32 protein-coding genes, 1 tRNA gene and 1 pseudogene are annotated in these 22,837 nt (G+C 67.0%); 20 read left to right on the top strand and 14 right to left on the bottom strand.

The genetic code is table 11. From position 1 onward, the window contains the following. Positions 1 to 9 precede the first annotated feature (9 nt). From T8T98_RS09375 to T8T98_RS09355, 5 genes and pseudogenes are all read right to left on the bottom strand, one after another. Positions 10 to 654, bottom strand: coding sequence for a hypothetical protein (locus T8T98_RS09375; protein WP_322295612.1), 645 nt, complete (start codon positions 652 to 654; stop codon positions 10 to 12). A gap of 490 nt (positions 655 to 1,144) precedes the next feature. Beyond that, positions 1,145 to 1,375, bottom strand: a pseudogene (locus T8T98_RS09370) (DUF2312 domain-containing protein); the annotation flags it as partial. Positions 1,376 to 1,521: 146 nt separating this feature from the next. Next, on the bottom strand, positions 1,522 to 1,896 hold the full coding sequence (locus T8T98_RS09365; protein WP_322295611.1) for a hypothetical protein: 375 nt from the start codon (positions 1,894 to 1,896) through the stop codon (positions 1,522 to 1,524). Positions 1,897 to 1,898: 2 nt separating this feature from the next. Then, positions 1,899 to 2,417, bottom strand: coding sequence for a hypothetical protein (locus tag T8T98_RS09360; protein ID WP_322295610.1), 519 nt, complete (start codon positions 2,415 to 2,417; stop codon positions 1,899 to 1,901). A gap of 193 nt (positions 2,418 to 2,610) precedes the next feature. Further along, positions 2,611 to 2,868 carry a hypothetical protein gene (locus T8T98_RS09355; RefSeq protein ID WP_322295609.1) on the bottom strand — a complete coding sequence of 86 codons (258 nt, stop codon included), beginning with the start codon at positions 2,866 to 2,868 and terminating at the stop codon, positions 2,611 to 2,613. 158 nt (positions 2,869 to 3,026) lie between these two features. Here T8T98_RS09355 and T8T98_RS09350 point away from each other — a divergent pair, with 158 nt between their 5' ends. Continuing rightward, positions 3,027 to 3,314 (top strand): hypothetical protein, encoded by a 288-nt coding sequence (locus T8T98_RS09350; protein WP_322295608.1) that lies wholly within the window; start codon positions 3,027 to 3,029, stop codon positions 3,312 to 3,314. Positions 3,315 to 3,386: 72 nt separating this feature from the next. On the opposite strand, the gene T8T98_RS09345 is transcribed toward T8T98_RS09350, so the two are convergent. Further along, positions 3,387 to 3,626: a hypothetical protein gene (locus T8T98_RS09345; protein ID WP_322295607.1), complete on the bottom strand. Its 240-nt coding sequence runs from the start codon at positions 3,624 to 3,626 to the stop codon at positions 3,387 to 3,389. A 93-nt stretch (positions 3,627 to 3,719) separates the two neighbouring features. On the opposite strand from T8T98_RS09345, the gene T8T98_RS09340 reads away from it, so the two are divergent. From T8T98_RS09340 to T8T98_RS09330, 3 genes are all read left to right on the top strand, one after another. Then, on the top strand, positions 3,720 to 4,058 hold the full coding sequence (locus tag T8T98_RS09340; protein WP_322295606.1) for a helix-turn-helix domain-containing protein: 339 nt from the start codon (positions 3,720 to 3,722) through the stop codon (positions 4,056 to 4,058). 29 nt (positions 4,059 to 4,087) lie between these two features. Further along, positions 4,088 to 4,570, top strand: coding sequence for a hypothetical protein (locus T8T98_RS09335; RefSeq protein ID WP_322295605.1), 483 nt, complete (start codon positions 4,088 to 4,090; stop codon positions 4,568 to 4,570). Between the two features lie 82 nt (positions 4,571 to 4,652). After that, complete coding sequence (locus T8T98_RS09330; protein ID WP_322295604.1) at positions 4,653 to 5,219, top strand: hypothetical protein; 567 nt, start codon at positions 4,653 to 4,655, stop codon at positions 5,217 to 5,219. A gap of 75 nt (positions 5,220 to 5,294) precedes the next feature. Here T8T98_RS09330 and T8T98_RS09325 read toward each other — a convergent pair whose 3' ends face one another. After that, complete coding sequence (locus tag T8T98_RS09325) at positions 5,295 to 5,480, bottom strand: hypothetical protein (protein ID WP_322295603.1); 186 nt, start codon at positions 5,478 to 5,480, stop codon at positions 5,295 to 5,297. 156 nt (positions 5,481 to 5,636) lie between these two features. Here T8T98_RS09325 and T8T98_RS09320 point away from each other — a divergent pair, with 156 nt between their 5' ends. From T8T98_RS09320 to T8T98_RS09255, 14 genes are read left to right on the top strand one after another with little or no spacing between them, the layout of a single operon-like run. Next, entirely contained in the window at positions 5,637 to 5,900 is a 264-nt protein-coding gene (locus T8T98_RS09320; RefSeq protein ID WP_147391779.1) for a hypothetical protein, read from the top strand. Beyond that, positions 5,897 to 6,352, top strand: coding sequence for a hypothetical protein (locus tag T8T98_RS09315; protein ID WP_322295602.1), 456 nt, complete (start codon positions 5,897 to 5,899; stop codon positions 6,350 to 6,352). Before T8T98_RS09320 ends, T8T98_RS09315 begins: the two co-directional genes overlap by 4 nt. Continuing rightward, on the top strand, positions 6,349 to 6,792 hold the full coding sequence (locus tag T8T98_RS09310; RefSeq protein ID WP_322295601.1) for a hypothetical protein: 444 nt from the start codon (positions 6,349 to 6,351) through the stop codon (positions 6,790 to 6,792). The genes T8T98_RS09315 and T8T98_RS09310 overlap by 4 nt, the downstream gene beginning before the upstream one ends. Continuing rightward, the gene (locus tag T8T98_RS09305; RefSeq protein ID WP_322295600.1) at positions 6,789 to 7,334 is read left to right on the top strand and encodes a Rieske 2Fe-2S domain-containing protein; all 546 of its coding nucleotides are present in this window, start codon (positions 6,789 to 6,791) and stop codon (positions 7,332 to 7,334) included. Before T8T98_RS09310 ends, T8T98_RS09305 begins: the two co-directional genes overlap by 4 nt. Then, positions 7,310 to 7,456 (top strand): hypothetical protein, encoded by a 147-nt coding sequence (locus tag T8T98_RS09300; RefSeq protein WP_322295599.1) that lies wholly within the window; start codon positions 7,310 to 7,312, stop codon positions 7,454 to 7,456. Before T8T98_RS09305 ends, T8T98_RS09300 begins: the two co-directional genes overlap by 25 nt. Continuing rightward, complete coding sequence (locus tag T8T98_RS09295) at positions 7,453 to 8,145, top strand: lambda exonuclease family protein (protein WP_322295598.1); 693 nt, start codon at positions 7,453 to 7,455, stop codon at positions 8,143 to 8,145. The genes T8T98_RS09300 and T8T98_RS09295 overlap by 4 nt, the downstream gene beginning before the upstream one ends. A gap of 56 nt (positions 8,146 to 8,201) precedes the next feature. Beyond that, on the top strand, positions 8,202 to 8,840 hold the full coding sequence (locus tag T8T98_RS09290; RefSeq protein ID WP_322295597.1) for a hypothetical protein: 639 nt from the start codon (positions 8,202 to 8,204) through the stop codon (positions 8,838 to 8,840). Then, positions 8,840 to 10,708 carry a DNA cytosine methyltransferase gene (locus T8T98_RS09285; RefSeq protein WP_322295596.1) on the top strand — a complete coding sequence of 623 codons (1,869 nt, stop codon included), beginning with the start codon at positions 8,840 to 8,842 and terminating at the stop codon, positions 10,706 to 10,708. The genes T8T98_RS09290 and T8T98_RS09285 overlap by 1 nt, the downstream gene beginning before the upstream one ends. Further along, the gene (locus T8T98_RS09280) at positions 10,705 to 10,905 is read left to right on the top strand and encodes a hypothetical protein (RefSeq protein WP_322295595.1); all 201 of its coding nucleotides are present in this window, start codon (positions 10,705 to 10,707) and stop codon (positions 10,903 to 10,905) included. The genes T8T98_RS09285 and T8T98_RS09280 overlap by 4 nt, the downstream gene beginning before the upstream one ends. Further along, complete coding sequence (locus T8T98_RS09275; RefSeq protein WP_322295594.1) at positions 10,902 to 11,165, top strand: hypothetical protein; 264 nt, start codon at positions 10,902 to 10,904, stop codon at positions 11,163 to 11,165. Before T8T98_RS09280 ends, T8T98_RS09275 begins: the two co-directional genes overlap by 4 nt. Beyond that, positions 11,162 to 11,641, top strand: a complete 480-nt coding sequence (locus tag T8T98_RS09270) for a hypothetical protein (protein ID WP_251105406.1) — start codon at positions 11,162 to 11,164, stop codon at positions 11,639 to 11,641. The genes T8T98_RS09275 and T8T98_RS09270 overlap by 4 nt, the downstream gene beginning before the upstream one ends. Continuing rightward, entirely contained in the window at positions 11,634 to 12,269 is a 636-nt protein-coding gene (locus tag T8T98_RS09265) for a hypothetical protein (protein WP_322295593.1), read from the top strand. Before T8T98_RS09270 ends, T8T98_RS09265 begins: the two co-directional genes overlap by 8 nt. Further along, positions 12,266 to 12,445: a hypothetical protein gene (locus T8T98_RS09260; RefSeq protein WP_251105408.1), complete on the top strand. Its 180-nt coding sequence runs from the start codon at positions 12,266 to 12,268 to the stop codon at positions 12,443 to 12,445. The genes T8T98_RS09265 and T8T98_RS09260 overlap by 4 nt, the downstream gene beginning before the upstream one ends. Next, a complete protein-coding gene (locus T8T98_RS09255; protein ID WP_322295592.1) occupies positions 12,435 to 13,553 on the top strand; it encodes a tyrosine-type recombinase/integrase in 1,119 nt (372 codons plus the stop codon). Before T8T98_RS09260 ends, T8T98_RS09255 begins: the two co-directional genes overlap by 11 nt. 6 nt (positions 13,554 to 13,559) lie before the next feature. On the opposite strand, the gene T8T98_RS09250 is transcribed toward T8T98_RS09255, so the two are convergent. The 5 genes from T8T98_RS09250 to infA form a co-directional block, all read right to left on the bottom strand. Next, positions 13,560 to 13,635 (bottom strand) — tRNA-Phe (locus T8T98_RS09250). Positions 13,636 to 13,723: 88 nt separating this feature from the next. Then, on the bottom strand, positions 13,724 to 13,891 hold the full coding sequence (locus tag T8T98_RS09245) for a DNA gyrase inhibitor YacG (RefSeq protein ID WP_160733107.1): 168 nt from the start codon (positions 13,889 to 13,891) through the stop codon (positions 13,724 to 13,726). Next, positions 13,888 to 14,859: an Rne/Rng family ribonuclease gene (locus tag T8T98_RS09240; protein ID WP_251105410.1), complete on the bottom strand. Its 972-nt coding sequence runs from the start codon at positions 14,857 to 14,859 to the stop codon at positions 13,888 to 13,890. Before T8T98_RS09240 ends, T8T98_RS09245 begins: the two co-directional genes overlap by 4 nt. Then, entirely contained in the window at positions 14,852 to 15,466 is a 615-nt protein-coding gene (locus tag T8T98_RS09235; protein WP_251105411.1) for a Maf family protein, read from the bottom strand. The genes T8T98_RS09240 and T8T98_RS09235 overlap by 8 nt, the downstream gene beginning before the upstream one ends. A gap of 157 nt (positions 15,467 to 15,623) precedes the next feature. Further along, positions 15,624 to 15,869, bottom strand: coding sequence for a translation initiation factor IF-1 (gene infA, locus T8T98_RS09230; protein WP_047806247.1), 246 nt, complete (start codon positions 15,867 to 15,869; stop codon positions 15,624 to 15,626). Between the two features lie 231 nt (positions 15,870 to 16,100). On the opposite strand from infA, the gene T8T98_RS09225 reads away from it, so the two are divergent. After that, positions 16,101 to 19,160, top strand: coding sequence for a TonB-dependent receptor domain-containing protein (locus T8T98_RS09225; protein ID WP_251105412.1), 3,060 nt, complete (start codon positions 16,101 to 16,103; stop codon positions 19,158 to 19,160). 92 nt (positions 19,161 to 19,252) lie between these two features. On the opposite strand, the gene T8T98_RS09220 is transcribed toward T8T98_RS09225, so the two are convergent. Further along, positions 19,253 to 20,455, bottom strand: coding sequence for a BaiN/RdsA family NAD(P)/FAD-dependent oxidoreductase (locus tag T8T98_RS09220; RefSeq protein WP_251105413.1), 1,203 nt, complete (start codon positions 20,453 to 20,455; stop codon positions 19,253 to 19,255). A gap of 41 nt (positions 20,456 to 20,496) precedes the next feature. After that, positions 20,497 to 20,625: an entericidin A/B family lipoprotein gene (locus tag T8T98_RS09215; RefSeq protein ID WP_160733102.1), complete on the bottom strand. Its 129-nt coding sequence runs from the start codon at positions 20,623 to 20,625 to the stop codon at positions 20,497 to 20,499. Positions 20,626 to 20,757: 132 nt separating this feature from the next. Here T8T98_RS09215 and uvrC point away from each other — a divergent pair, with 132 nt between their 5' ends. Further along, positions 20,758 to 22,701: an excinuclease ABC subunit UvrC gene (uvrC, locus tag T8T98_RS09210; protein WP_251105414.1), complete on the top strand. Its 1,944-nt coding sequence runs from the start codon at positions 20,758 to 20,760 to the stop codon at positions 22,699 to 22,701. The last annotated feature ends 136 nt before the right edge of the window (positions 22,702 to 22,837 follow it).

The following is a 22,837-nucleotide window of genomic DNA, read 5'->3' as shown; positions in this document are numbered from 1 at the left end:
CGGCCGAGCTCATGCCGCGGCGACCTCCGGATAGTCGCTGGGGCGCTCCAGGCGCTTTCGGCAGGGCGGGATCCACTCGCAGTAGGTCTCGCCGTTATCGCCTGCGCCGCCGTCAAGCCACACAAGCCATGCATAGGCGGTCGCCGTCGAGCCTTCAGGCGCGAGACGGCCTTTGTGCATGACGACGCGCTCGGAGAACTGAAGAACATGGGAAGGTGGGTTCTTCGAGAACAGCCGCTCGAATCGGCCTTGGCCTTCGAGAAATGCCGCGCGCACGAGGACCGCGAAGCCGAATTCGCTCGTGGCCGCCATGCGCTCGATGAACTGCTCTGCGAGGCGGAACGGCGGGTTGGTGATCGTGTAGTGGATCAGCTCAGGTTCTGGACCGAACAGGTAGTCTCCGACCGGAAACCCCACGCCATAGTCATGGACATCGCTCGCCTCGACGCGCCGGAAATACTCTCGCAGCGGCGCGACCATGTGGCCCCGGTTTGCGGTAGGTTCCCGCACGTTGAAGTGCGCCGTCTCTTCGCCACGCGCATTGAGCCATTCGCACAGCGCCCGCGTCGCCCAAGGAGGGGTGGGGAAGTCGTCTAGGCTGTCGTGCGGCTCGCTGCGCTGCTGCATCACAGCCGAGGAGCGATTCTGGCTCATCCCGACACCTCCACAAACGTGATCTCGATCCGTCCAGGCGGCTCTGGCGCAGCGAATTCGTATGAGGGCAAAAAGCGCCGGTCGTTGACCTTCAAGGCGTCGGCAATGCCGTCGGCTATTGGTTTGATCCGATTAGGGAAATTTAGACGGTCGGAACGCCTGTCGGGCGGCACGAACCGAAAATGGACTGGGATGTCGCCTCCCGCAGGAACGCACGGCCTTGCGGCCAATGTCGCTAGCCGTGCGTCTTCGCGCCACCTGCGCGTCACGGCGGACCTACCGCGCCACCCGCCCTTCGCATGGCCGGAAAGGCTTGCAGGAGGGAACCCCATTACGATCATGCCGCCGCCTGTCGGCGAGCTGTTTCATTAAGCGGGTGCATCGGGCCATCGCCAACGCCCATCGAAACACCGATGCCCTTGGCGTCCATCGCGCTGAGATGCTCGTCGTACTCGCTGGCCGCACGGCCAAGCGGAGTGCTGTCGAAGCCCATCCCGAGCGCGCATTTATAGCTCTCGAGGATGGCTTCCATCTCGGCGCGATCGTCCGGCGTCATCTTCCGAAGACGCACGACCTGGCGCATGATCTTGGTGTCGTAGCCGACAGCCTTGGCCTCGGCGTAGACATCGCGAATATCGTCGGCGATACCCTTCTTCTCTTCCTCGAGGCGTTCGATCCGCTCGATCAAAAGGCGGAGCCTGTCATCGGTCACTTCGGCCATATTCAGTTCCTTTCGAATGCTGTGTGGCGGGGGAGGATTCACGCCGGCGGCTCAGGTCGAAGGAGCGGCGACCACCGCCCGGGCGGCGCGACAGGCATGAACGACCCATCCTCCCTCTCTCGCGGCCGCCACGTCCCGCGCCGGGATCACTGTGCGGCGACCTTGGCCTTGCGGCGCTTCTGCGCAGCGGCCTGCGAAGCGCGGAGACGCTGCTGCTGGGCGGCGATGGCCTTGTCGGCGAGGGGCTGGAGCTTGGCGATCTTGTCGCGCAGCGTGTTCCGCTCGGTGGTCAGCTCGGCGTTCCTGACGCGGAGCTCGCTGAGGCGATTGCCGTCACTTGCCGCCTGGTTCTCGAGGCGGTCGATCTGCGAAGCCCGCCGGTCGGCGAGCTGCACCGCCTGTCGCATGAAGCGCTTCGATTTCCGGTGGCGGCTACGCTCGCGAAGCCAGAGGATTGTGGTGGCAAGTGCCACACCGCTCGACAGAATGATGACGAGCGCGGCGATGATGTGCGTATTCATGGTCAGTTCCTCTCGGCTTTCGTGGGGGAAGGGCGGTGGATCGGAAGCGTCACCACGCCGCGCATCGCGTCGAGGCGATGAAGCCAGCCGCCGATGATGCCGTGCACCCGGCGCAGACGAGGCTCGTCCTTCTGGCGAAGTTCGTGATCGGTGGTTTTCGACCCGCCGTGGCTGGTCGGGCACTCGTGCTCAGCGACCTCCTGCGCGACCGAGATCATGTCGAGCGTCAGCGGATCGGTGGTGCAGACCGCGGCCTCGTCGACGTTCTTCACGCCGAACGCAGCATCCAGTTCGTCATGTGCCGAGGCGTCGTAAGCCAGCAGGTTCCAGATCTTGTCGGCGCTCGGGAGGGACTGGCCGCTCTTGAGGTTTCGCAGGTGACGCTCGGACACGCCAAGCCAGAGCGCGACCTGGTCGTCGCCATGCGCGCGGCAAAGTCGCGCGAGGGCCACGAGCCAGTTGGCGCGGAACTGCGTTTCCGACAGCGGAGTGCGGTTCGGAACGACAGGGCTATCGGTCACGGGCGATACTCCGATCATGCAAGGAGGAAGGACCAGCCGCGTCGCTCAGCTCGATCGGAGGCACGACGCCGTGAAAAACGAGATCACTGTGGGCGCAGGTGTTCTGTCCGCAGGCCGCGCAGCGCGGACCCTCGGGGTTGCGCGCGTTGCGCCAGGAGCCGGGCGGGGACGTGTCGATGGTGACGGTGGGCATTCAGGTGGGCTCCCGGATTTCGATGTCGATCGCTCGCGCGTCCGGCAGTTGGATGCGCATCGTGTTGCTGACGATCATGCCTTCGCCGACGAACTGACGGCGGGATCGCACGTCATGGATTGCGGCGATGACCCGCGAGCCAAACGCGTGTTCAAGGGTCGGCTTGGGACGACGAGCGCCGCGGCCGATGGCGAGACCGAGGAGGAACGGCACCGCAAGAACCATGCAGGCGTAGATGGCGGTTGCGACGTCCTCCACGGCTCACGCCCTCCCGTCGTTCGCGGGACGCGCGAGGCGCGACCACTGGAAGAAATAGCGGCGGCCGGCGAGAATGAGGGTCGCGCGGATCATGCTGCTTCATCCCGGTGGTGGGGGGAGGGCCGGCTTGCTATCGATCCGTCGAAAGGAGAACCGGAATGGCAACGCCGGAAGATTTTGCGACCACAGATCAGATTTTCGGCAGTCTCGCCGCGCAGAATGCCGCGACCGCGCACCTTTGGGCGTTCGTCGTCATTCAGGCCGGTTACTCGGAAGCGCAGGCCCGAGAACTGTTCGATGCGATCTTGCGTCAAACCGAGAAGTCCGACGCCATGCCAAACACGATCGGGGCAGACCGCGTGTATGCGATCAAGCAGCATTGTCAGATTTTCCTTGAGAAGATTTTTGACGACGCGATGGCGCATCTACGGACGAACCGTCGCTGAGCAGGATGTGGCCCGCCGTCTCAGGGACGAAGAGGCTCGGGGCACCCGTGCCGACGACGTAGCGAGGCCCGCTCATGCCGCCTCGTCCCGCTGGTCGGGGGATTTACCGCGATACGGCTCGACCTCTTCGAGCACGTCGATCTGCTCGTCGCTCAAGTCGGCGAGGATCGGATGCCGCCAGCCCGTCTTGCGGAGGATGTGGATCGCGAGAGGGCGCGCAGGCACCCGCGCGCCACTGAGGATCATGCTCGCATACGACGGACTGATGCCAGTGGCTTCCGTCAGCGCTTTTGGTGAAGGTGTGTTCGACATGCCGTCTTGTCACATATTGTGACTATAATGGCAAGCGCGATTTGTCACAGTCTGTGCGGAGACGAGATTTGTCCGTCATGGCATATTGTGAACATGCCCGACGACCTCAGCGAACAGCCAAAAAATGGCGGCCCAAATCACCTCCGGGCGTGGCGTGAATATCGCGGTTTGACGCAGGCGAAGCTGGCTGAGCTGGTCGGGACCAACGCGAACATGATTGGTTATCTGGAATCGGGTGAGCGGGGGCTATCAGCCAAGTGGCTGCGGAAGCTGGCACCAGCGCTTAATCTGACGCCCGGCCACTTGCTTGACCATAATCCGAACGATTTGCCGAGCGACATTCTGGAAATTTGGATGAGCGCCGATAGCTCGGTGCGGCGACAGATTTCGGAGGTTGCCAAAGCACTTTCGCGAACGGGCACTGACGACTGATCATTTTAGGGGCAACAACAGGGGGAACTATGAAGAACGTTATCATCTCGATCGCTGCGGCGATCGTGCTTTCCGCGTGCGCAAACAGCGCGCTCACGGTCGAATCCGCGGATCGGTCCAACTATCGGTCGAGCACTGCAAAAGTGGAGCGCGACCGTGAGATGATCGTGCCCGTCGATGCAGAGAACCTGGCCTACACGCAGGAGCAGCTTGAAGAAGCGCTATTCTCTGGTGATGCACCGATCTTCGCACGCGGCGACGGGCTGACGGTGCGCTACCGCTACGTCGGCTTCAATGAGGGTAGCCGCGTGGGTCGCTATCTAACCGCCGGAATCACAGGCGGGTCCAAGGTCGTGCTCGAGGTCGATTTCGTCGGTCCGGACGGCACCGTGCTTTCGACAGTGCGCGGTGAGGGCAGCGTCAGCGGCGGCTTGTTCGGCGGGTCGAACAAGAGTGGCATCGACAAGGCGGTTGATCGCGTCGCTGAATACGCCGCGATGCACTACCGTTGAGGAAGTATCGGCGGGTGGGCCTGGAACAGCGACCCGCCCGCCTTTGCCGCCCACCCCGATAATTAGCTGCCAGAGCTGATCGATGCCCCTACCGGATAATGAGCGCGCCCGCATGTCGTCCCCGCACGATCTTGTCTATCGCGAGGTCGGCGAGTGCCTGCACGCCTGGTCACAGGTGGAGGTTGACCTGTCGGCTTTGTTCGCTGCGCTTCACGGCGTTCCGATGCAGGAAGCGTCACATCCGATCAGGCAGGTGTTCGAAGTGGTGCAGTCGTTTGAAACCCGTGTCGCGATGACGAACAGAAGTGTCGAGTGCTTTATCGACGCGCACCCCGCCTACGCCGAGGCATGGCAACCACTGAAGAACAAGATCGAGAGATCGGCAAGGCGGCGGCATGAAGTCGCCCATTTCGTTCTTATCAGCCGGAATGCGATTCACGGGATCAAGCCCTTCTTCACCTTCCATAATTTCCGAACCAAGCAAGGAAGGGGCGAGCTTACAGCTCGTCAGATTGCGGATCGGGCAAGGGGCTTTTTCGATCTCTCGACGAGAGTGCGACGTCACGCGGGATATGTATCGCGTCTCCAAGGGCTGCCTGTAGAATCTGACTTAGCAACAGCCGATCTGGCTCACCTGCTTGAGCGCTGAGAACGCCGGAGTGAAATAGGCAGCCGGCCGCACGGTCCAGCATCTCGACCGTCACTTCGATTCGCTTCGCCATCTTCATTTTCCTCGGCATGCCGCCTTGTCGCCCGACGCTTTATCATCGTCGGGCTTGGCGGTCTGGTTGTTCTGGATCAGCCTCAAGAGTTCGCCGTGTCGCCGATATTCGCGGATCGTCAAGATCAGGAAAAGCACCTGAATCAGCGTCCCGGCGACAATTAGCTTTGCCCAACATTCCATGGTCACAGTCTCCTTTCCAGCGTGATGCCGTGCAGGACGCATAACACTGCGATCACAAAATGTGAATTTTGTTCTTGACGGGAAAGTCACAACCTGTGATTATCTCTCCAACAGCCCGGGTGAGCCGAAAGCGCAGACCCCGGGGCAAGTTGGAGATGAAGCATGGCGGAGAGCCTTTCCCTTAAGTGGGGCACATTGAAGGGCTGGGACCTCAACGAGGACGGTCCCGCGTTCAAGGCACTGCAGCGCTACCATGAAGAGCCCACGGCTCTCGGCGCGATGCAGCAGCAGGACACTGACAGCCAGAAGCAGGCAATCTGCGACATCATCGACGCCCTCGATGCTGACACCGTCTATCTTGATTGGGACGGCAAGGACGTCAGCAAGGAAGAGGCGAAGCGGTACGTGCTGGAGTACCGCGCATGAACGCCCCCTCGAAAATCGCCGTCGCTACCGCCCCCCACCGTCCGCGCGCCGTCCCCCCAGCGCGCTCCGCCGGCGCAACCTCCACGTCCGCTGAGGTAGCGGGCGGGCGTGGACAGGCCTCGGACTGGCACCGTCGCCCGCAGGCGCGCGCCGTTCTCGAGAACATCGATCCTGCAGATTTTCGTTGCGGGATCGCAGGCAACATCTGGGGGTCGCTGTTCGACAAGACCGAACTCCGGCCAGTCACCCCTGCCGCCTGGGCCGTATACGACCGCCTTGAGAACCTGCGCCGCGGCGCGGTTACTGCCGAGGTCGGTTGCACATTCGAGGCCACGCAGTGCCCCTACGATGAAACGCGCGCAGCGCGGTGGCTCGATCTCATTGGGAGCATCCCCGACGTCTCGGAAGTGATCGCTGCCGAATTGGCTTCGAGAGCCGGAGGCGCAGCATGAGCCAGCCCGAACGCCTTCACCGCCTCTCGCTGGCTCCTGCAATCGCATACGGCGCCAGGACGACCACGTTTCGGGCGTGGCGCGTCCCGCACGGCTCGCTGCACCCTGCCATCCCTCTCGATATTGGCGAACCGGCCGATCTGACCGAAGCGCTCGCCAATGCCCAGGACGCGACCGGGCTGCAGCACAAGGACGCACTGCTGATCCACGCCCGCGACGAAGCGCGGCGGACCGGCATCCTGCGCAGCTATGCGATCAAGCAGAAGTCGCAGGCAGTCTGGCGCAAGTGCGAGGCCACCGGCGCGCCGAAGGCGATGCGTCCGCTCTACGCCGAGGAGCTGTTCGCGCTGCCGATCTACGACTTCGAGCCGGAGCGGCCGTTCGATGCGCTGCGGGATGATGCGGTTGGCGTGGACCGGTCGCTGGTGGGGGCGGGATGATGAGTGCGCCGCTTCTCTCCGAATTGCGCGAGCCCCCGGTCGTCGGTCGCTTCTACATGGTGCCGGTCATCGACTTCCGATATTGCGGGTACGCGGGTCAGTGGCCGACGCTCGGTCCCGCGCATCGCGACCGGGAGGATATAGGCTTTGAGCCGGTCCACTTCCACGTCGACTTTCGCTTCCTGACTGCGAAGCAGGTTCGCCAGATAACCGAATGCAGATGGTGGCAAAAGCCCGAGGTCACTGTCGCGGTCGCACCGCTCGCTCAGCGGGGGCGGGAAGTGCCGCGCAAGCCATATCTGGCGAAGCGGCGGTGTCGCGTCTCGGGTTGGACCTACTCGCCGCCCCACCGCCCCAAGTGGCTCGATGCCTTCGACAAGCGCTACGGCAAGATTGTCGAACCGCGGCGCCTAGCTGACGGCCGGCTGCTTTGCCCGCATCGCAAGGTCGACCTCTCGTCGTTTGAACCGGATGCGGATGGGGTCGTTACGTGCCCCCTGCATGGCCTGCGCGTCCAATGCCGGGAGCGCGTGTCGTGCTGACCCGCCACCACGCCCTCGGCGCCGCCCTTGGCCTGGTCCTCGGGTTGCTCGTCGCGCTCATGGCGAACGGCCTCATGGCCGGTGCCGCCGCGGTGGCGACGGGGGAGATCGTGCTGCGATGACGATCAAGTACCACAACGACCTCGTGCAGGGCAGCGACGAATGGCACGCGGCCCGCTGCGGCTTGCTGACGGCGAGCGAGATCGATCGCATCCTGACGCCCAAGCTCAAGATCGCGGACAATGTGAAGACGCGCGCCCACCTCTGGGAGCTTGCCGCGCAGCGCATCAGCCACTTCGTCGAACCGCAATACATCTCCGACGCCATGCTGCGCGGCCACGAGGACGAGATATTGGCCCGCGCGCTCTACAGCGGAGAGTACGCGCCCGTCGAGGAAGTCGGCTTCGTCACCAACGACAAATGGGGCTTCACGCTCGGTTGCTCGCCTGACGGTCTGGTCGGTGCTGACGGCATGATCGAGTGCAAGTCGCGGTGCCAGAAATACCAGGTCCAGACGATCGTCGAGGAATGGACCGGCGTCGCATCGATCCCCGAGGAATACTCGCTCCAGGTGCAGGCGCAGCTTCTCGTCACTGGCCGGCGCTGGTGCGACTTCGTCAGCTACTCGGGCGGCCTGCCGATGGCGGTTTTCCGTGTCGAAGCGGACCAGGCTGTCCAAGACGCGATCATCGAAGCCGCCGCCAAGTTCGAGGCGCGGATCAACGAGGTCGTTGCCGACTTCCACGCGGCCGTGAAGGCGCGGGGATACCACCCGACCGAAAGGCGGACCGAAGAGGAAATGGTGATCTGACGATCGCCACCGACGCGTGCGGGCCAGGCCCGCAACCGGAGTGAAGGAGAAAGATCTTGGTAGACATGTCCCAAACGATTGCGCCGAAGAGCGATCAGCTTAACGCAGACGATCTGATCGGCGGACCGCGCACGATCACGATCACGCGCGTGACCGGCAATGAGGGCAATGCCGAGCAGCCCGTCAACGTCTTCTTCGAAGGCGACAACAACAAGCCCTATCGCCCCTGCAAGTCGATGCGCCGTGTAATGGTGAAGATCTGGGGTGCCGACGCATCTCAGTACGTCGGCAAGTCGATGACCCTGTTCCGCGACCCGAAAGTGAAGTGGGGTGGCATGGAAGTGGGGGGCATCCGGATCAGCCATATGACCGGCATCGACAAACCCGAGCAGATGGCGTTGACCGAGACGCGGTCCAAGCGATCGCCCTATACGGTACGCCCCCTCAAGGTCGAAGATCAGCGGGATCGCGCTGCCGAGTGGGCCGACGATCATGTGGCCGGCGTAGCGAAAGCGAGATCAGCTGAAGAGCTGGCCGAGGTCATCGAGGGCGGCGTCAAGGCGCTCGATAGGCTCCAGAAAACGCGGCCAGAACTGCATCAGCGGGTTGTCGCGGCCTACGAGGCGCGTCGCTCGGAGCTGGAAAGCGTCGATGCAGCTGATGCGCAGGCGGAAGACAGCGGGGTGGGGTTCTGATGGGCCTGATCGTCGACAACTTCGCCGGCGGCGGCGGTGCTAGCACCGGCATCGAAGCCGCGCTCGGCCGCGCCGTGGACATTGCCATCAACCACGACGAACAGGCCATCCGGATGCACGAGGCCAACCATCCCGGCACCCTGCATATTCGCAACAATATCTGGCAGGTCGACCCGCGCGAAGTGGTGAAAGGCCGCCCGGTCGACCTCGCGTGGTTCTCGCCCGACTGCAAACATTTCAGCAAGGCGAAGGGCGGCAAGCCGCGCGAGAAGTCGATCCGCGATCTCGCCTGGGTCGTGGTGCTGTGGGCGCAAAGGGTGCGGCCGCAGGTCATCCTGCTCGAGAACGTCGAGGAATTCCGCACCTGGGGCCCGCTCTGCGACCAAGGGAAGCCGATCAAGGAGCGGCAGGGCGAGACGTTCGACAAATGGTGCCGCGAGCTGCGCAAGGCGGGCTACAAGCTGCAGTTTCGCGAGTTGCGCGCATGCGACTACGGCGCGCCGACGATCCGCAAGCGCTTCTTCATGATTGCTCGCTGCGATGGGGAGCCGATCGTTTGGCCCGAGCCGACACATGCGCCGGCCGATCCCGATGAGCGGGAGGCATGGGCCCGCCGCCAGCGCAAGGCAGGTTTCAAGGTAAAGCGCCCCGACACGCTCAAGCCGTGGCGCACGGCGGCTGAGATCATCGACTGGTCGATTCCCTGTCCGTCGATCTTCGAGCGTAAAAAGCCGCTGGCGGAGAAGACGCTGCGGCGGATCGCGCACGGGATCATGAAATTCGTCGTGAACAATCCGGCACCGTTCATCGTGCCGGCAGAGGGTGCCTCGCCGCTCTTCGCGCGCACGGCGCACGGCGATGTCGACAACAAGGGGAAACGTCGCGGGCAGGGCAGCCATGGGCCCAAGGAGCCGTTCCCGACGGTCACGCAAAGCGGCGATAGCGCGCTCGTCGTGCCGCACATCACGAAGTTCCGGGCCGGCGCGGTCGGGCATGCTGCAGACGAACCGCTGCATACGGTCACCGCGAACAGCTACGTGAAGCGACCTGGTGGCAGCGCGCCGTTGGGCCGCGTCGATGCCGTCCTCGCGCCGTTCGCCAGCTACGCCCAGCAGGGCGGCGCAAACCGCTCGGTTGAGGGTCCTCTTCACACGGTCACCGCGTCGCAGAAGGATCACAATGTTGCGGTCGCGGCGTTCATGCAGAAGTTTGCCCAGAACGGGAAGGGGATCGATCCGTCCGAGCCGCTCCACACGGTTATGGCGGGCGCACCTCGACATGCCGTCGTCACCGCGCACATCGAACAGGCCAATGGCGGCCCGAACAACGATAAGCTCGCCGGGCGTGCTGCGGACGATCCGATTTCGACCATTGCGACGAAGGGTAGTCAGCAGCGGCTTGTCACATCTAACTTGGTCAAGCTGCGCGGCGGGGAGGATAGCCACGACAGGTCAAGCAGTGTCGGAGTAGATGAACCGCTGCACACGGTTTGCGCCACCGGCACGCACATGGCCGAAGTCCGCGCCTTCATGATCAAATACTACGGGAACGAGCAGGACGGTCACGGCCTCGAAAGCCCGCTCGGCACAGTCACCGTTCAGGACCGCTTCGGTCTGGTCACCGTCACTATCGCGGGCGAGGAATACGTCATCGTCGATATCGGCATGCGGATGCTCTCGCCGCGCGAGCTCTTCAACGCGCAGGGGTTCCCGCCGGATTACATCATCGACCGGGATGCTGCCGGCGACCCGATCACCAAGACGGCCCAGGTCGCCAAGTGCGGCAACAGCGTCTGCCCGCCGCTCGCCGAGGCGCTGGTGCGCGCAAACGTCGCAGCCGGCCAGCAGGACGAAAGGGCGGCGGCATGAGCGGCTCCGGCCTTATCCGCGCGGCGCTCGATCTGCCACGCAGCGCCACGAGCGAGCGTGCCGACACGCTGGCCTGGCTCGATTCCAAGATCGTCGCATGTCGCCGCGCTGGCGAGCCCGCCGAGGACAGTCTGCGCCGGTTCGCAGTCGCTCGCGAGGAGATCGCGGCGGGACTGCATGAGAGGGATGACGAATGACCTCGCGACCGAAGAAGCGTTCGATGCCGGGCAAGGTTCTCCATTTGCCGAGCGCCGAAGACACGCAACTCCAGCGCACCCGCGCCCTGGCCGATGCGTTCGCGCAGCTCGACGCGGCCGAACAAGCCTACGGCGAAGCCCAGGCGGCGGTGTCGGCAGCGTTCGGACCGTGGTCGGCCGGGCGCCGCATCAGTCGTGACGAGGCGAGGGCGCAGCTGATTTCGACCGGGCATCTGCCGCGGAGGAGGATTTGGGAATGAGCCGATACGCGAAAGATACGAGCGTCCCGGTCGCCAACAGTAAAGCCGAGATCGAGCGGATCCTCGAGCGCTACGGTGCGGACCAGTTCATGTCCGGGTGGTCGGCGGACCAGGCGGTGATCGGCTTTACCATGCTCGGTCGCCAAGTGCGTTTCGTTCTTCCGATGCCCGATCGCGGCGACACTGAATTCACCGTAACGCCGACTGGTCGAGATCGCTCTGCAGACGCGGCTCACAAAGCATGGGAGCAAGCATGCCGTCAGCGGTGGCGCGCGCTGGCGCTGGTCATCAAGGCGAAGCTCGAAGCGGTCGAGAGCGAGATCAGCGTATTTGAGGACGAGTTCATGGCGAACATCGTCCTGCCGAATGGGCGCACGGTCAGCGATGAGGTGCGGCCGCGGATAGCAGCGGCTTACGACACCGGCGACATGCCGAACCTGCTGCCGGATTATTCGGGAAGCGCTGGCAATGGCTGACAAGGGCATCATCTTCGCAGCCCCGATGGTTCGCGCGCTGCTCGACGGGCGGAAGACGCAGACGCGGCGGCTGATCAAGCCGGCGCCATTCATCGACAGCATGGGCAACTTCTGTGCGCCAGATCGCAAGGGCAAGATCTGGAACTGGGGGCAGAACATCGATGGCAGCCCCTGCACGCGGAACTTCGTCAAGAAGATGCCCTACGCCCCCGGCGACCGGCTCTACGTGCGCGAGGCTTTCGCGGTCAGCGGCATAGGCTGGGGAAAGAAGCCAAGCCAAGCGAGGGGCGGAAGGGTTCACTACCGGACCGACCCGGACCATGGATGGCAACCGTATTGGGGACCGTGGAATCCATCCATCCACATGCCTCGCTGGGCTTCGCGCCTGACGCTGCTTGTGACCGACGTCCGGGTGCAGCGAGTGGCGGAGATCAGCGAAGAGGATGCGATCGCGGAGGGCGCCGAGTACAGCTTCATCCGCGGGGCGGCGATCAGCCAGCGGCGCATGTTCGAGCTGCTTTGGAACAGCCTCCACGACAGGCCCGGTCAGCGCTGGGAGGACAACCCGTGGGTCGTCGCCGTCAGATTCGACGTGAAGCACGGGAATATCGACAGGATCAACCGATGACCGCTCCAGCGCGCATCACGCAGGACGACATGAACCGAGCGACCAAGGCAGTTGCGAGGGCCGGGTTCCACTGCGCGCGGATCGTCATGCGCTTGGAAAAAGCAGAGATCGAAGTCATCATCGGCGAATCGCCGCCCCCGCCAGCGGCGGAGGAGGAATGGACGGATGACGACTGACCTGCCGCGCAACGTTCGACCGGAACGCGACCGGCATGGCAAGATCCGATATCGTTTCCGCAAGGCCGGTTACCGCAGCGCCATGGTGCCTGGGCCGCCCGGTTCGCCCGAGATGCTCGAGGCGGTCGCGGCGATCTTGCGCGATGGCAAACTCCCGAAGGAGGGCGCCAAGAGCCCGAAACCGGTCGAGCCGCGGTCGCTCGACGATCTCTTCCGGCGCTACAAGGCTTCGGTGCACTGGACCAAGAACAGCCCGCGGTATCAGCATGTCGCCGGCCAGGTCATCGATCGCTTTCTCAACCGGGAGGACAGGAAGGGAAGGCGCTACGGCCGCCGTCCGGTCGAAAGGGTAACGGTCGGATGGCTCGACGCGAAGCTTGCGGAGATGGCCGACAGGCCGGGAGCAGCGAACGACCTGCGCAAGAAGCTCAAGGGCCTGATGAACCACGCCATTCGCCTCGGGTGGCGGAACAGCAATCCGGTCGAGTTGACTGCCAAATATAAAGACGGTGCCGGGTTCCACGATTGGACTGACGACGAGATCGAGCAGTTCCGGGCAACGCATCCTCTCGGCACTATGGCTCGGCTGACGCTGGAGCTGACGCTCAACACCGCGGGGCGACGCTGCAACGTGAACAAGATCGAGCGCGACCATATCCGCAACGGGCGGATCTACGTTGCGCACGCGAAGGGCAGCCATGAGACGAGCGTCCCGATGCTCTCGACCACGCGTGCAGCGATCGACGCGCTTCCCGCCGCTCCGATCCGCTTCCTCATCACCACCGTCTACGGAAAACCCTTCACCGATGCAGGGCTGGGCAATCGCGTGCGCAAGTGGTGCGATGAGGCCGGGCTACCGCAGTGCTCGCTTCATGGGCTGCGCAAGTCCGTATCGCGGCAGATGGTCGAGCGCGGCGCCACCGACGCCGAGGGCCAGGCAGTGACCGGCCACAGGAAGTCTGACACCTTCGTGCATTATCGCGCCAAGGCCAACCGTGCCCGTCTCGCGGACAGCGCGCTTGCGCGATTAGAGTCGCAATTTGCCGAACCTAGTGCGCCGGAAAATTGCCGAACCTCGGCAAACGACTGGAAAGACACCGAAAAATAGATGGGGTGGTGCCCAGGGACGGAATCGAACCGCCGACACTGCGATTTTCAGTCGCATGCTCTACCAACTGAGCTACCTGGGCGCACTCTGCGAACGACCCTTCGGAAAAGGCCGGCGAGCGGTTGGAAGCGGCCCTATGGCGAAGGCTGCCGGGCTTGGCAAGGGGGGAATCAGTCCTCGCGCGCGATCTCGTCCGGGGACGCCGGGCGGCCGGGTACGGCATAGCCATCGTTGAACCACTGGGCGAGGTCGCGGTCGCGGCAGCGGGCGGAGCAGAAGGGGGCGAATTCCTCGCGCCGCGGCTTCTTGCAGATCGGGCAGGGGCGGGGCTTGGTCATGCCGCCACCGCCTGCGCGAAACCGGCCTCCGGGGCAAGGGCGGCGTCGGATTCGATCCGCACCGCGCGGCCGGTGCGGCGGGTCAGCTCCTCCAGCCAGGGCGGGGCAAGCTGCGCGGCGACGGCCGGGTGGCAGGCGAGCAGCAGCGCGCCCGGCTCCGCCACCCGTTCCGCCCGGCGAAGCAGGCGCCGCGCGGCGAGGGCGGCGGGCGCGACATGCGCGAGGTGGAGGAGCGAGGGCCGCTCCAGCCGCGCGACGATCTGGACGAGGCCGAAGCCGTTCATCGCCGTGCGCTCGTGCGGCCAGCCTTCCAGCGCCGCGCCCAGCGCCGCGTCGACCGCGCGGCGATCCTCCCGCGCGGAGAGGGTGGGGAAATCGATCGCCACCGTCCCGCCCAGCCCGAAACGGCGCAGCGCGGCGGCGATCGGGGCGCAGGCGGCGAGCGCCAGCTCGCGCGGGGGCAAGGCCCCGTCGATGTCGATCACGGTCATGCCCGGCGTCGGGGCGAGGAGCAGGGTGCCGCCGGCGAAGTCGATCCGCGCGTCGAACGCCTCGCCGACCAGCTCGTCCCAGTCGCAGGGGGGGAAGGCGTGGACCACGCGCACCGCGCGGCCAGCGGCGGAAAGGCGCTCGGCCAGCGTGGGCGCGGCCGGTTCCGCGGCGCTCGGCCGGGCCTGCGCCAGCTTGCTGCGGCCCCGTTCCCCGATCGCGGCGCGCACGATCTCGACCCGCAGGCCGGCCCCTTCGGCCGCGTCGCGCGGCAGGCGGCCGACGAGCGCCTCTTCGCCGCCGGGCAGGGCCACTCTCCCACGCGATCCGCCGGCATTACGCGCGAGCAGGCGGCCCTCGAGCACCTGGCCCGGCATCGCCCGGCCGGGCCATTCGACGTGCGCCTCGACGATCCGGCCATCGGCGATCCGCACCGCGCGGTGTTCGCCGATCCCTTCCTCGACCAGCCAGTCAGCCAAGGGCGAACCCTGCCGCCTTGAGCAGCGCGCGCGTTTCGAACAGCGGCAGGCCGACCACGCCCGAATGGCTGCCCTGGATCCAGGCCACCAGCCCTTCGGCGGCGCCCTGGATCGCGTAGCCGCCGGCTTTTCCGTGCCATTCGCCGCCGGCGATATAGGCGTCGACCTCTTCGCGCGAGAGGCGCTTGAAGCGCACGCTCGTCTCGCTCAGCCGTTCGCGCAGGGTCCCGTCGGGGTGGAGCAGCGCGACCGAGGAGAAGACCCGGTGCCGCCGTCCCGACAGCAATTGCAGGCAGGCGCGCGCGGTCGCCTCGTCCTCCGCCTTGGGCAGGATGCGCCGCCCGGCCGCGACGACGGTGTCGCCGGCGAGGACGTGGCGCGTTCCATCGGCCGCGGCCAGCGCCTTTTCCCGCGCCATGCGCGCGGCATAGGGGCGCGGCAGTTCGCCGGGCAGGGGGCTTTCGTCGATATCGGCAGGGGCGATCCCGGCCGGCTCCACCCCCAGGCGGGCCAGCAGCTCGCGCCGGCGCGGGCTGGCGGAGGCGAGGAGGAGCGCAGGCAGCGCTCGGTCGCCCGCCGCCTGGCGCGGAGAGGAGAAATCGGTCATCGGGTCGGCATCCGGGCCCGGGCCCCCGTCGCGTGCGCCGTCGCGGCTCTCGTCGTGGCCCCCGTTACGTCCCCGGTGGCGGCCCCAGGGCGGCCTTTCATGGCAGCCCCCGCGCCTGCGGGCGGCGTTCGCCGGGCCGGGGCAGGGGCGGCACCGCTTACTGCGGCCCCGGGCCGCCGCGTCCGGGCATGAAGCGATAGGTGATGCGCGCCTTGGTCAGGTCGTAAGGCGTCAGCTCGCACAGAACCTCGTCCCCCACGAGCACGCGGATGCGGTTCTTGCGCATCTTGCCGGCGGTATGGCCGAGTACCTCGTGACCGTTTTCGAGCTCCACCCGGAACATCGCGTTGGGCAGCAGTTCGACCACCTTGCCGCGCATTTCGAGGAGTTCTTCCTTGGCCATCCAGTAATCGTTCCGTTTGCAAGAGTGTGGGGATCGGGCGCGCGCTTTAGCGGCGCGGGCGGCAAAAGGGAAGCCTTCTCCGCGATCGGGCGCAGGGGCGGCCCATTCGCGTCAATCGCCCAGAAAGCTTCGTGCGACAATTCGTTACGCGTCCGGGGATTGCGCGCCGGCCGCCGCCTTGGCACTTCGCCGCTGCGGGGGAGAGGGCCAACGACAAGAGGAAAGAGCACCTTGCCGAGACTGTCCACGACCGCATCCTTTGTCGCCATTGCCGCCTTCACCGCCGCCCCGGCCGCCGCGCAGGTCGATCCCGCCCCTGCCGGCGCGATCGCGCAGGATGGCGCCGCCCCGGGCGTGGAGGAGCGCGTGGAAGAGGGCGAGGCCGAGATCGTCGTCACGGCGGAGCGGCTGCGCGGCCAGGTCGATACCGACGTGCCGCCGGTGCTCGAACTCGATGCCGAGGAGATCGCGTCCTACGGCGCGGGTTCGATCGAGGAACTGATCGAACAGCTCGCGCCGCAGACCGGATCGGGCCGCGGGCGCGGATCGGGCCGCCCGGTGTTCCTCGTCAACGGCCAGCGCGTCGGCGGCTTTCGCGAGTTTCGCCGCTACCCGCCCGAGGCAATCCAGAAAGTCGAGGTCCTGCCCGAGGAAGTGGCGCTGCAGTTCGGCTATCCGGCCGACCAGCGGGTGATCAACTTCATCCTGAAGGACAACTTCGCCTCGCGCGAGGTGGAGCTGGAATATGGCGGCCCCGACCGCGGCGGCACGGCCAATGGCGAGATCGAGCTGTCGCAGCTGACGATCGACGGTTCGCGCCGGACCAATATCGGTTTCGAGTTCAACACCAATTCGATGCTGACCGAGGCGGAGCGCGACATCGTCCAGACCCCGGGCAGCACGCCGACGGTCGCGGGCGATCCCGATCCGGCGGCCTTCCGCAGCCTGCGCGCCGATGCCGAGTCCTGGGAACTCGACGCCACGATCAACGACACGCTGGGCGATGCCCCCGGCTCGGGGACATACTCGCTCAACGCCGGGATCGAACGCGGCTTCAGCCGCTCGCTTTCGGGTCTCGACGTCGTGACGCTGACCGACGGGGGCGCAAGCGCGGTGCGGACGATCGACGACGATCCGCTCGAACGGCGGCGGCGCGCGACGACGTATTCGCTCGGCGGGTCGCTCAACAAGCCAGTCGGCGACTGGATGCTCGACGCGACGCTCGACGGCAGCCGCGCCGACACGACCACGCTGATCGACGCGCGACGCGATACCGGCGTGCTGCAGGACATCGTCGATGCCGGCGAGCTGGCGATCGACGGCCCGCTGCCCGCGCTCGCCCCGGGCGGAACCGACCGGGCCGACAGCACGACCTACAGCGCCGATTTCAAGACCACGCTGCGCGGCACCCCCTTCACGCTGCCCGCGGGTGAGGTGCGGGCGACGTTCGATGCCGGCTATTCCTGGAACCGGATCGAGAGCACCGATACCCGTTCCGACGCCGGCGAACTGGCGCAGACGCGCGGCAACCTGACCGCCGGGGTCAACCTGGGCCTGCCGATCGCCAGCGCGCGCGAGGGGTTCCTGGGCGCGCTGGGCGAAGTGAACCTGAACCTGGCCGCCGGGGTCGATCGCCTGTCCGATTTCGGCACGCTCGCCGATGCCACCGCGGGCCTCGCCTGGCGCCCGACCGAGGCGCTGACCCTGCAGGCCAGCTATATCTGGCGCGAGGCCGCCCCCAGCCTGTCGCAACTGGGCGATCCGGTGGTCACCGATTACAACGTGCCGGTCTACGATTTCAGCCGCGGCGAAAGCGTGCTGGCGACGATCGTGACCGGCGGCAATCCCGACCTGGCCGCCCAGACGCAGCGCGACATCAAGCTGGCGGCCAATTACGAGCTGGAGCTGTTCAGCCGCACCAACATCGTGGTCGAGTACTTCCGCAACCGCTCGGACGACGTGACCCAGTCTTTCCCGCTGCTGACCCCGGCGATCGAGGAAGCCTTCCCCGACCGGGTCGTGCGCGACGGGGCGGGCAACCTGGTCTCGATCGACCGCCGGCCGGTAACCTTCGCCGGCACGCGCAGCGCGCGCCTGCGCTACGGCATCAACATGTTCGGCCGGGTGGGCAAGGAAGCGACCGACGGCGAGAGCGACAGGCGCAGCGGCGCGCGCGCCGGCGGGCGGGCGCGGGCGGGCGCGGGCGAAGGCGCGCAGTCGCCGGCCAATGGCGGCGAAGGGCCGCCGGCACCCGCGGGCACCGCGCGGCAGGCGGGGCCGGGCGCGCAGGATGGCCGCGGCCGGGCGCGCGGGCGGTTCGACCCGGCGCGCATGGCCGAGCTGCGCGAGCGGTTCTGCGCCGCGCCCGAAGGCGAAGTGCCCGACCTTTCCGGCCTGCCCGAACGGATGCTCGCGCGCCTGAAGGGGGCCGACGGGCAGGTCGATCCCGCGCGGGTCGCCATGTTGCGCGAACGGTTCTGCAGCGAGGAAGGCGCCGCCGCCGGGGGGCAGTTCGGCCGGATGGACCCCGAACGCTTTGCCGCCCTGCGCCGGGCGCTCTGCGCCGATCCGGCCGCGCCGGTCGATCTCGATGCCCTGCCCGAACGGGTGCGTGCGCGCCTCGCCGGCGCCGACGGGCAGGTCGATCCCGCGCGCCTGGCCGCCTTCCGCGAACGGATCTGCGCCATGCCGGCTCCGCCTGCCGGGGGCGAGGCACGCCAGGGGGGCGAGGGCACCCAGGGGGCCGGCCGCGGCGGTAGCGGCGGGCGCGGCGGCGGCGCAAGTCGCTTCGGCCGGCGCGGCGACGGGCAGGGGCGCTGGAACCTGGGCCTCTATCACTCGATCGAGTTCGAGAACGAAGTGCTCGTCGCGCCCGGCGGCCCGGTGCTCGACCAGCTCGACGGGCAGGCGATCGGCAGCGGCATCCCGCGCCACAAGATCGAGCTGGAAGGCGGGCTGTTCTACAAGGGGCTGGGCCTGCGCCTTTCGGGCGATTACCAGTCGGCCACGCGGATCGACGGCACCGGCCTGCCCGGATCGCAGGACCTGTTCTTCGACCATATCGCGACGTTCGACTTGCGCGCCTTCGTCAACCTCGAACAGCAGGAATGGCTGGCCGGCGACACGCCCGGTTTCTGGAAGGGCGCGCGGCTTTCGCTGCGGGTCGACAACCTGTTCGACGCGCGCCAGCGGGTGACCGATGCCAGCGGCGCGGTGCCGGTGAGCTACCAGCCGCTGCTGACCGACCCGCTGGGCCGCACGTTCGAGATCGAGTTCCGCAAGCTGTTCTAGGCCGCTAGCTGTTCCCGGCCGCACTGTTCCAGGCCGCACTGTTCCCGGCCGCACTGTTCCTCGGGGTCCCCGGCCAGCCGGGGGGCGGGCGGTCAGCCGCGCGGTTCGGCGAGCGCGTTGCCGGCGGCGACCGCGCTCGCCCAGGCCCACTGGAAGTTGTAGCCGCCGAGCCAGCCGGTCACGTCCACAGCCTCGCCGATCGCGTAGAGGCCGGGGACCGCCTTCGCCTCCATCGTGCGCGACGACAGCTCGCTGGTGGCGATCCCGCCCAGCGTCACCTCGGCCTTGGCGAAGCCCTCGCTCCCGTTCGGGTGGAAGTGCCAGTCGGACAGCGCCTGCCCGGCGGCGCGCAGGCGCTTGTCGGGCAGGTTGCCGAGATCGCCGGACAGGCCGATCCGCTCGGCCAGCGTGGCGGCGAGCCGGTCGGGCAGGCGCTCGCCCAGCACGGTCCGCAGATGCGCGCGTGGGGTCCGGCGCTTGGCCTCGACCAGCCACTCGGGCGCGGTGCCGGGCAGGAAATCGATCGCGACCGCGTCGCCCGGGCGCCAGTAGGAGGAAACTTGCAGGATCGCCGGGCCCGACAGGCCGCGATGGGTGAACAGCGCCGCCTCGCGAAACGCCGCGCGGCCGCAGCGCGCCTCGACCGGGGCGGAAACGCCCGAAAGCTCGCGGAACAGGACGTCCTCGCCGCCCAGCGTCAGCGGCACGAGCGCGGGGCGCGGCTCGACGATCCGCAGGCCGAAACGCCGCGCGAGGCGATAGGCGAAATCGCTCGCGCCCATTTTCGGGATCGACGGCCCGCCGGTCGCGATCACCAGCGCGGGGGCCGAATGGGTGCCACCTGGCGTCGTGACGTCAAACCGGCCGTCGACGTGCGCGACATCGCCGATCTCTTCCCCGCAGCGAACATCCACCTGGCCGCCGGCGGCCTGCGCCGCTGCGCATTCGTCCAGCAGCATGGCGACGATCTGGCGCGCCGACCCGTCGCAGAACAGCTGGCCCAGCGTCTTCTCGTGCCAGGCGATCGCGTGGCGTTCGACCAGCGCCAGGAAATCGTGCGCGGTATACCGGCTCAGCGCCGACTTGGCGAAATGCGGGTTGGCGGAAAGATAGCGGTCGGGGGCGGTGTGGATATTGGTGAAATTGCACCGTCCGCCGCCCGAAATCACGATCTTGCGCCCGACTTCGGCCGCGCGTTCCAGCACCAGCACGCGGCGGCCCCGCTGCCCGGCGACGGCGGCGCACATCAGCCCGGCGGCTCCTCCGCCCAGCACGATGATGTCGTAATCCTGCATCCCGGGCGCGGTAGAGAAGCCGGCCGGAATGGCAAGCGCGGTCAGATCGCGCGGTCGCCCGCTTCGCCGACCGATTCGATGTCGCGGCCGAGGCCCTTGACCGTGTTGCAGGCGGCCAGCGTCACGACCGAGGCGCCCAGGGCCACGATGGCGATCGTCTTCTTCAGCATCTGTCGAACTCCTGATTCCCGTGTTTGCCAGCATAGTCGCTGGCGCCGGCGCGTGCGATAGCCATGCGGACCTGAACCGGCGCTGTTGCGCCTGCCGGTTCCCATTTCCGGCGCAGCGATTATGTCAGGCCCATGTCGCGAACCCCCGCCGGAACCCCGCACGACCCGAGAGGCGCCGAGCGCTTCAACGAAGAGCGCGCCACCTATACCGTCAAGGGCGGCACCCGGCCGGACATCGAGGCGGGGGTGGCCGCGATCCGCGACACGGTGAAGACGCTGCGGCCCAAGCCGGGGGTCTACCGGATGCTCGATGCCCGCGGCGACGTGCTCTACGTCGGCAAGGCGCGCGCGCTGCGCAACCGGGTGGCGAACTATACCCAGGTCGCGAACCTTTCGAACCGGCTGCGGCGCATGGTCAGCCAGACCCGGCGGATGGAAATCGTCACGACCAATTCGGAGGCCGAGGCGCTCCTGCTCGAAGCGCAGCTGATCAAGCGCTTCCGCCCGCCGTACAATGTCCTGCTGCGCGACGATAAATCCTTTCCTTTCATCCTCTTGCGTGCCGATCATGAATATCCGCGCATCATGAAGCACCGCGGCGCGCGGCGGGCGAAAGGCAATTACTACGGCCCCTTCGCCAGCGCCGGATCGGTCAACACCACAATCAATGCCTTGCAGAAGCTGTTCCTGCTAAGATCCTGCACGGACAGCTTTTTTGCCCGCCGCGACCGGCCGTGCCTGCTCTACCAGATCAAGCGTTGCTCCGCCCCCTGCGTGGGCCGGATCGGGCCGGAGGCCTACGGCGAACTGGTGCAGGAGGCGAAGGATTTCCTCTCGGGCCGGTCGGGCGCGGTGCAGAAGAAGATCGAGGCGCAGATGGCCCAGGCCGCCGAAGACCTCGATTTCGAGCGCGCGGCCATGCTGCGCGACCGGCTGCGCGCGGCGACCGCGATCCAGGCGAGCCAGGCGGTCAACGCCGCCGGGGTCGGCGACGCCGATGTCTTCGCGCTCGCGGCCAAGGGCGGGCAGGTCGGCATCCAGGCCTTCTTCGTCCGCGGCGGGCAGAACTGGGGCCACCGTGCGTTCTTCCCCACCCATACGCAGGACGTGGAGGAAGCGGACGTGCTCGCCGGCGTTCTCGCCCAGTTCTACGAGGAAGTGCCGCCCCCGCGCACGGTGCTGGTCGACCGCGCTCTGCCCGAACAGGCGCTGCTGGCCCAGGCGCTGGGCGAAAGCGCGGGCCACCGGGTGGAGATCAGCGTGCCCCAGCGCGGCGAGCGCCGCCGGCTGATGGCGCAGGCGAGCCGCAACGCGGTCGAGGCGCTCGACCGGCGCCTGGCCGAAAGCGGCACCCGGGCGAAGATCAACCGCGACCTGGCCGAGTTCTTCGAGCTGGCCGAGCCGCCCCGCCGGATCGAGGTTTACGACAACAGCCATATCCAGGGCGCCAAGGCGGTCGGCGCGATGATCGTCGCCGGGCCCGAGGGGTTCCTCAAGAGCCAGTATCGCAAGTTCAACATCCGCACCGCGCAGAGCAACGACGATTTCGGGATGATGCGCGAGGTCATGACCCGCCGCTTCGCCCGCGCGCTGGAGGAAGACCCGGATCGCGACGGCGAGACCTGGCCCGACCTCGTCCTGATCGACGGGGGCAAGGGCCAGATGTCGGCGGTGCGCGACGCGCTGGAGGAGCTGGGGATCGAGGACGTGCCCCTGATCGCCATCGCCAAGGGCCCGCACCACGGGCGCGAGGGGCGCGAGGTGTTCCATTTCCCCGACGGGCGCGAGAAGACCCTGCCGACCAATTCCCCCCTGTTGTTCCATCTCCAGACGCTGCGCGACGAAGTGCACCGCTTCGCCATCGGCGCCCACCGGGCGAAGCGCAGCCGGGCGATCAGCGCCTCCCCGCTCGACGAGATCCCGGGCATCGGCCCGAGCCGCAAGCGCGCGCTTCTGCTGCGGTTCGGCACGGCCGGGAAGGTGCGCGCGGCCGCGCTGGAAGACCTGAAACGGACCCCGGGGATCAGCGCCGCCGTGGCGCAGAAGATCTACGATTTCTATCACCCCGCCGGCTGACCGGGGCGAGCGCGCGCAGCGCGCGGATTTGGTGCGGCCGTTAACCCGCGTTAAAGCATTGGCGCCGACAGTTCGGTCCGTGGCGGATGCCGCGCGGGGGGCTTCGATACCGGTCGGGATCGCACTTGCTCGCGCG

The organism is Pelagerythrobacter marinus (assembly GCF_034375205.1).
Taxonomy (GTDB): domain Bacteria; phylum Pseudomonadota; class Alphaproteobacteria; order Sphingomonadales; family Sphingomonadaceae; genus Pelagerythrobacter; species Pelagerythrobacter marinus.
The sequence above is the reverse complement of the archived record's forward strand: the minus strand, read 5'-3'. Positions and strand labels throughout refer to the sequence as shown.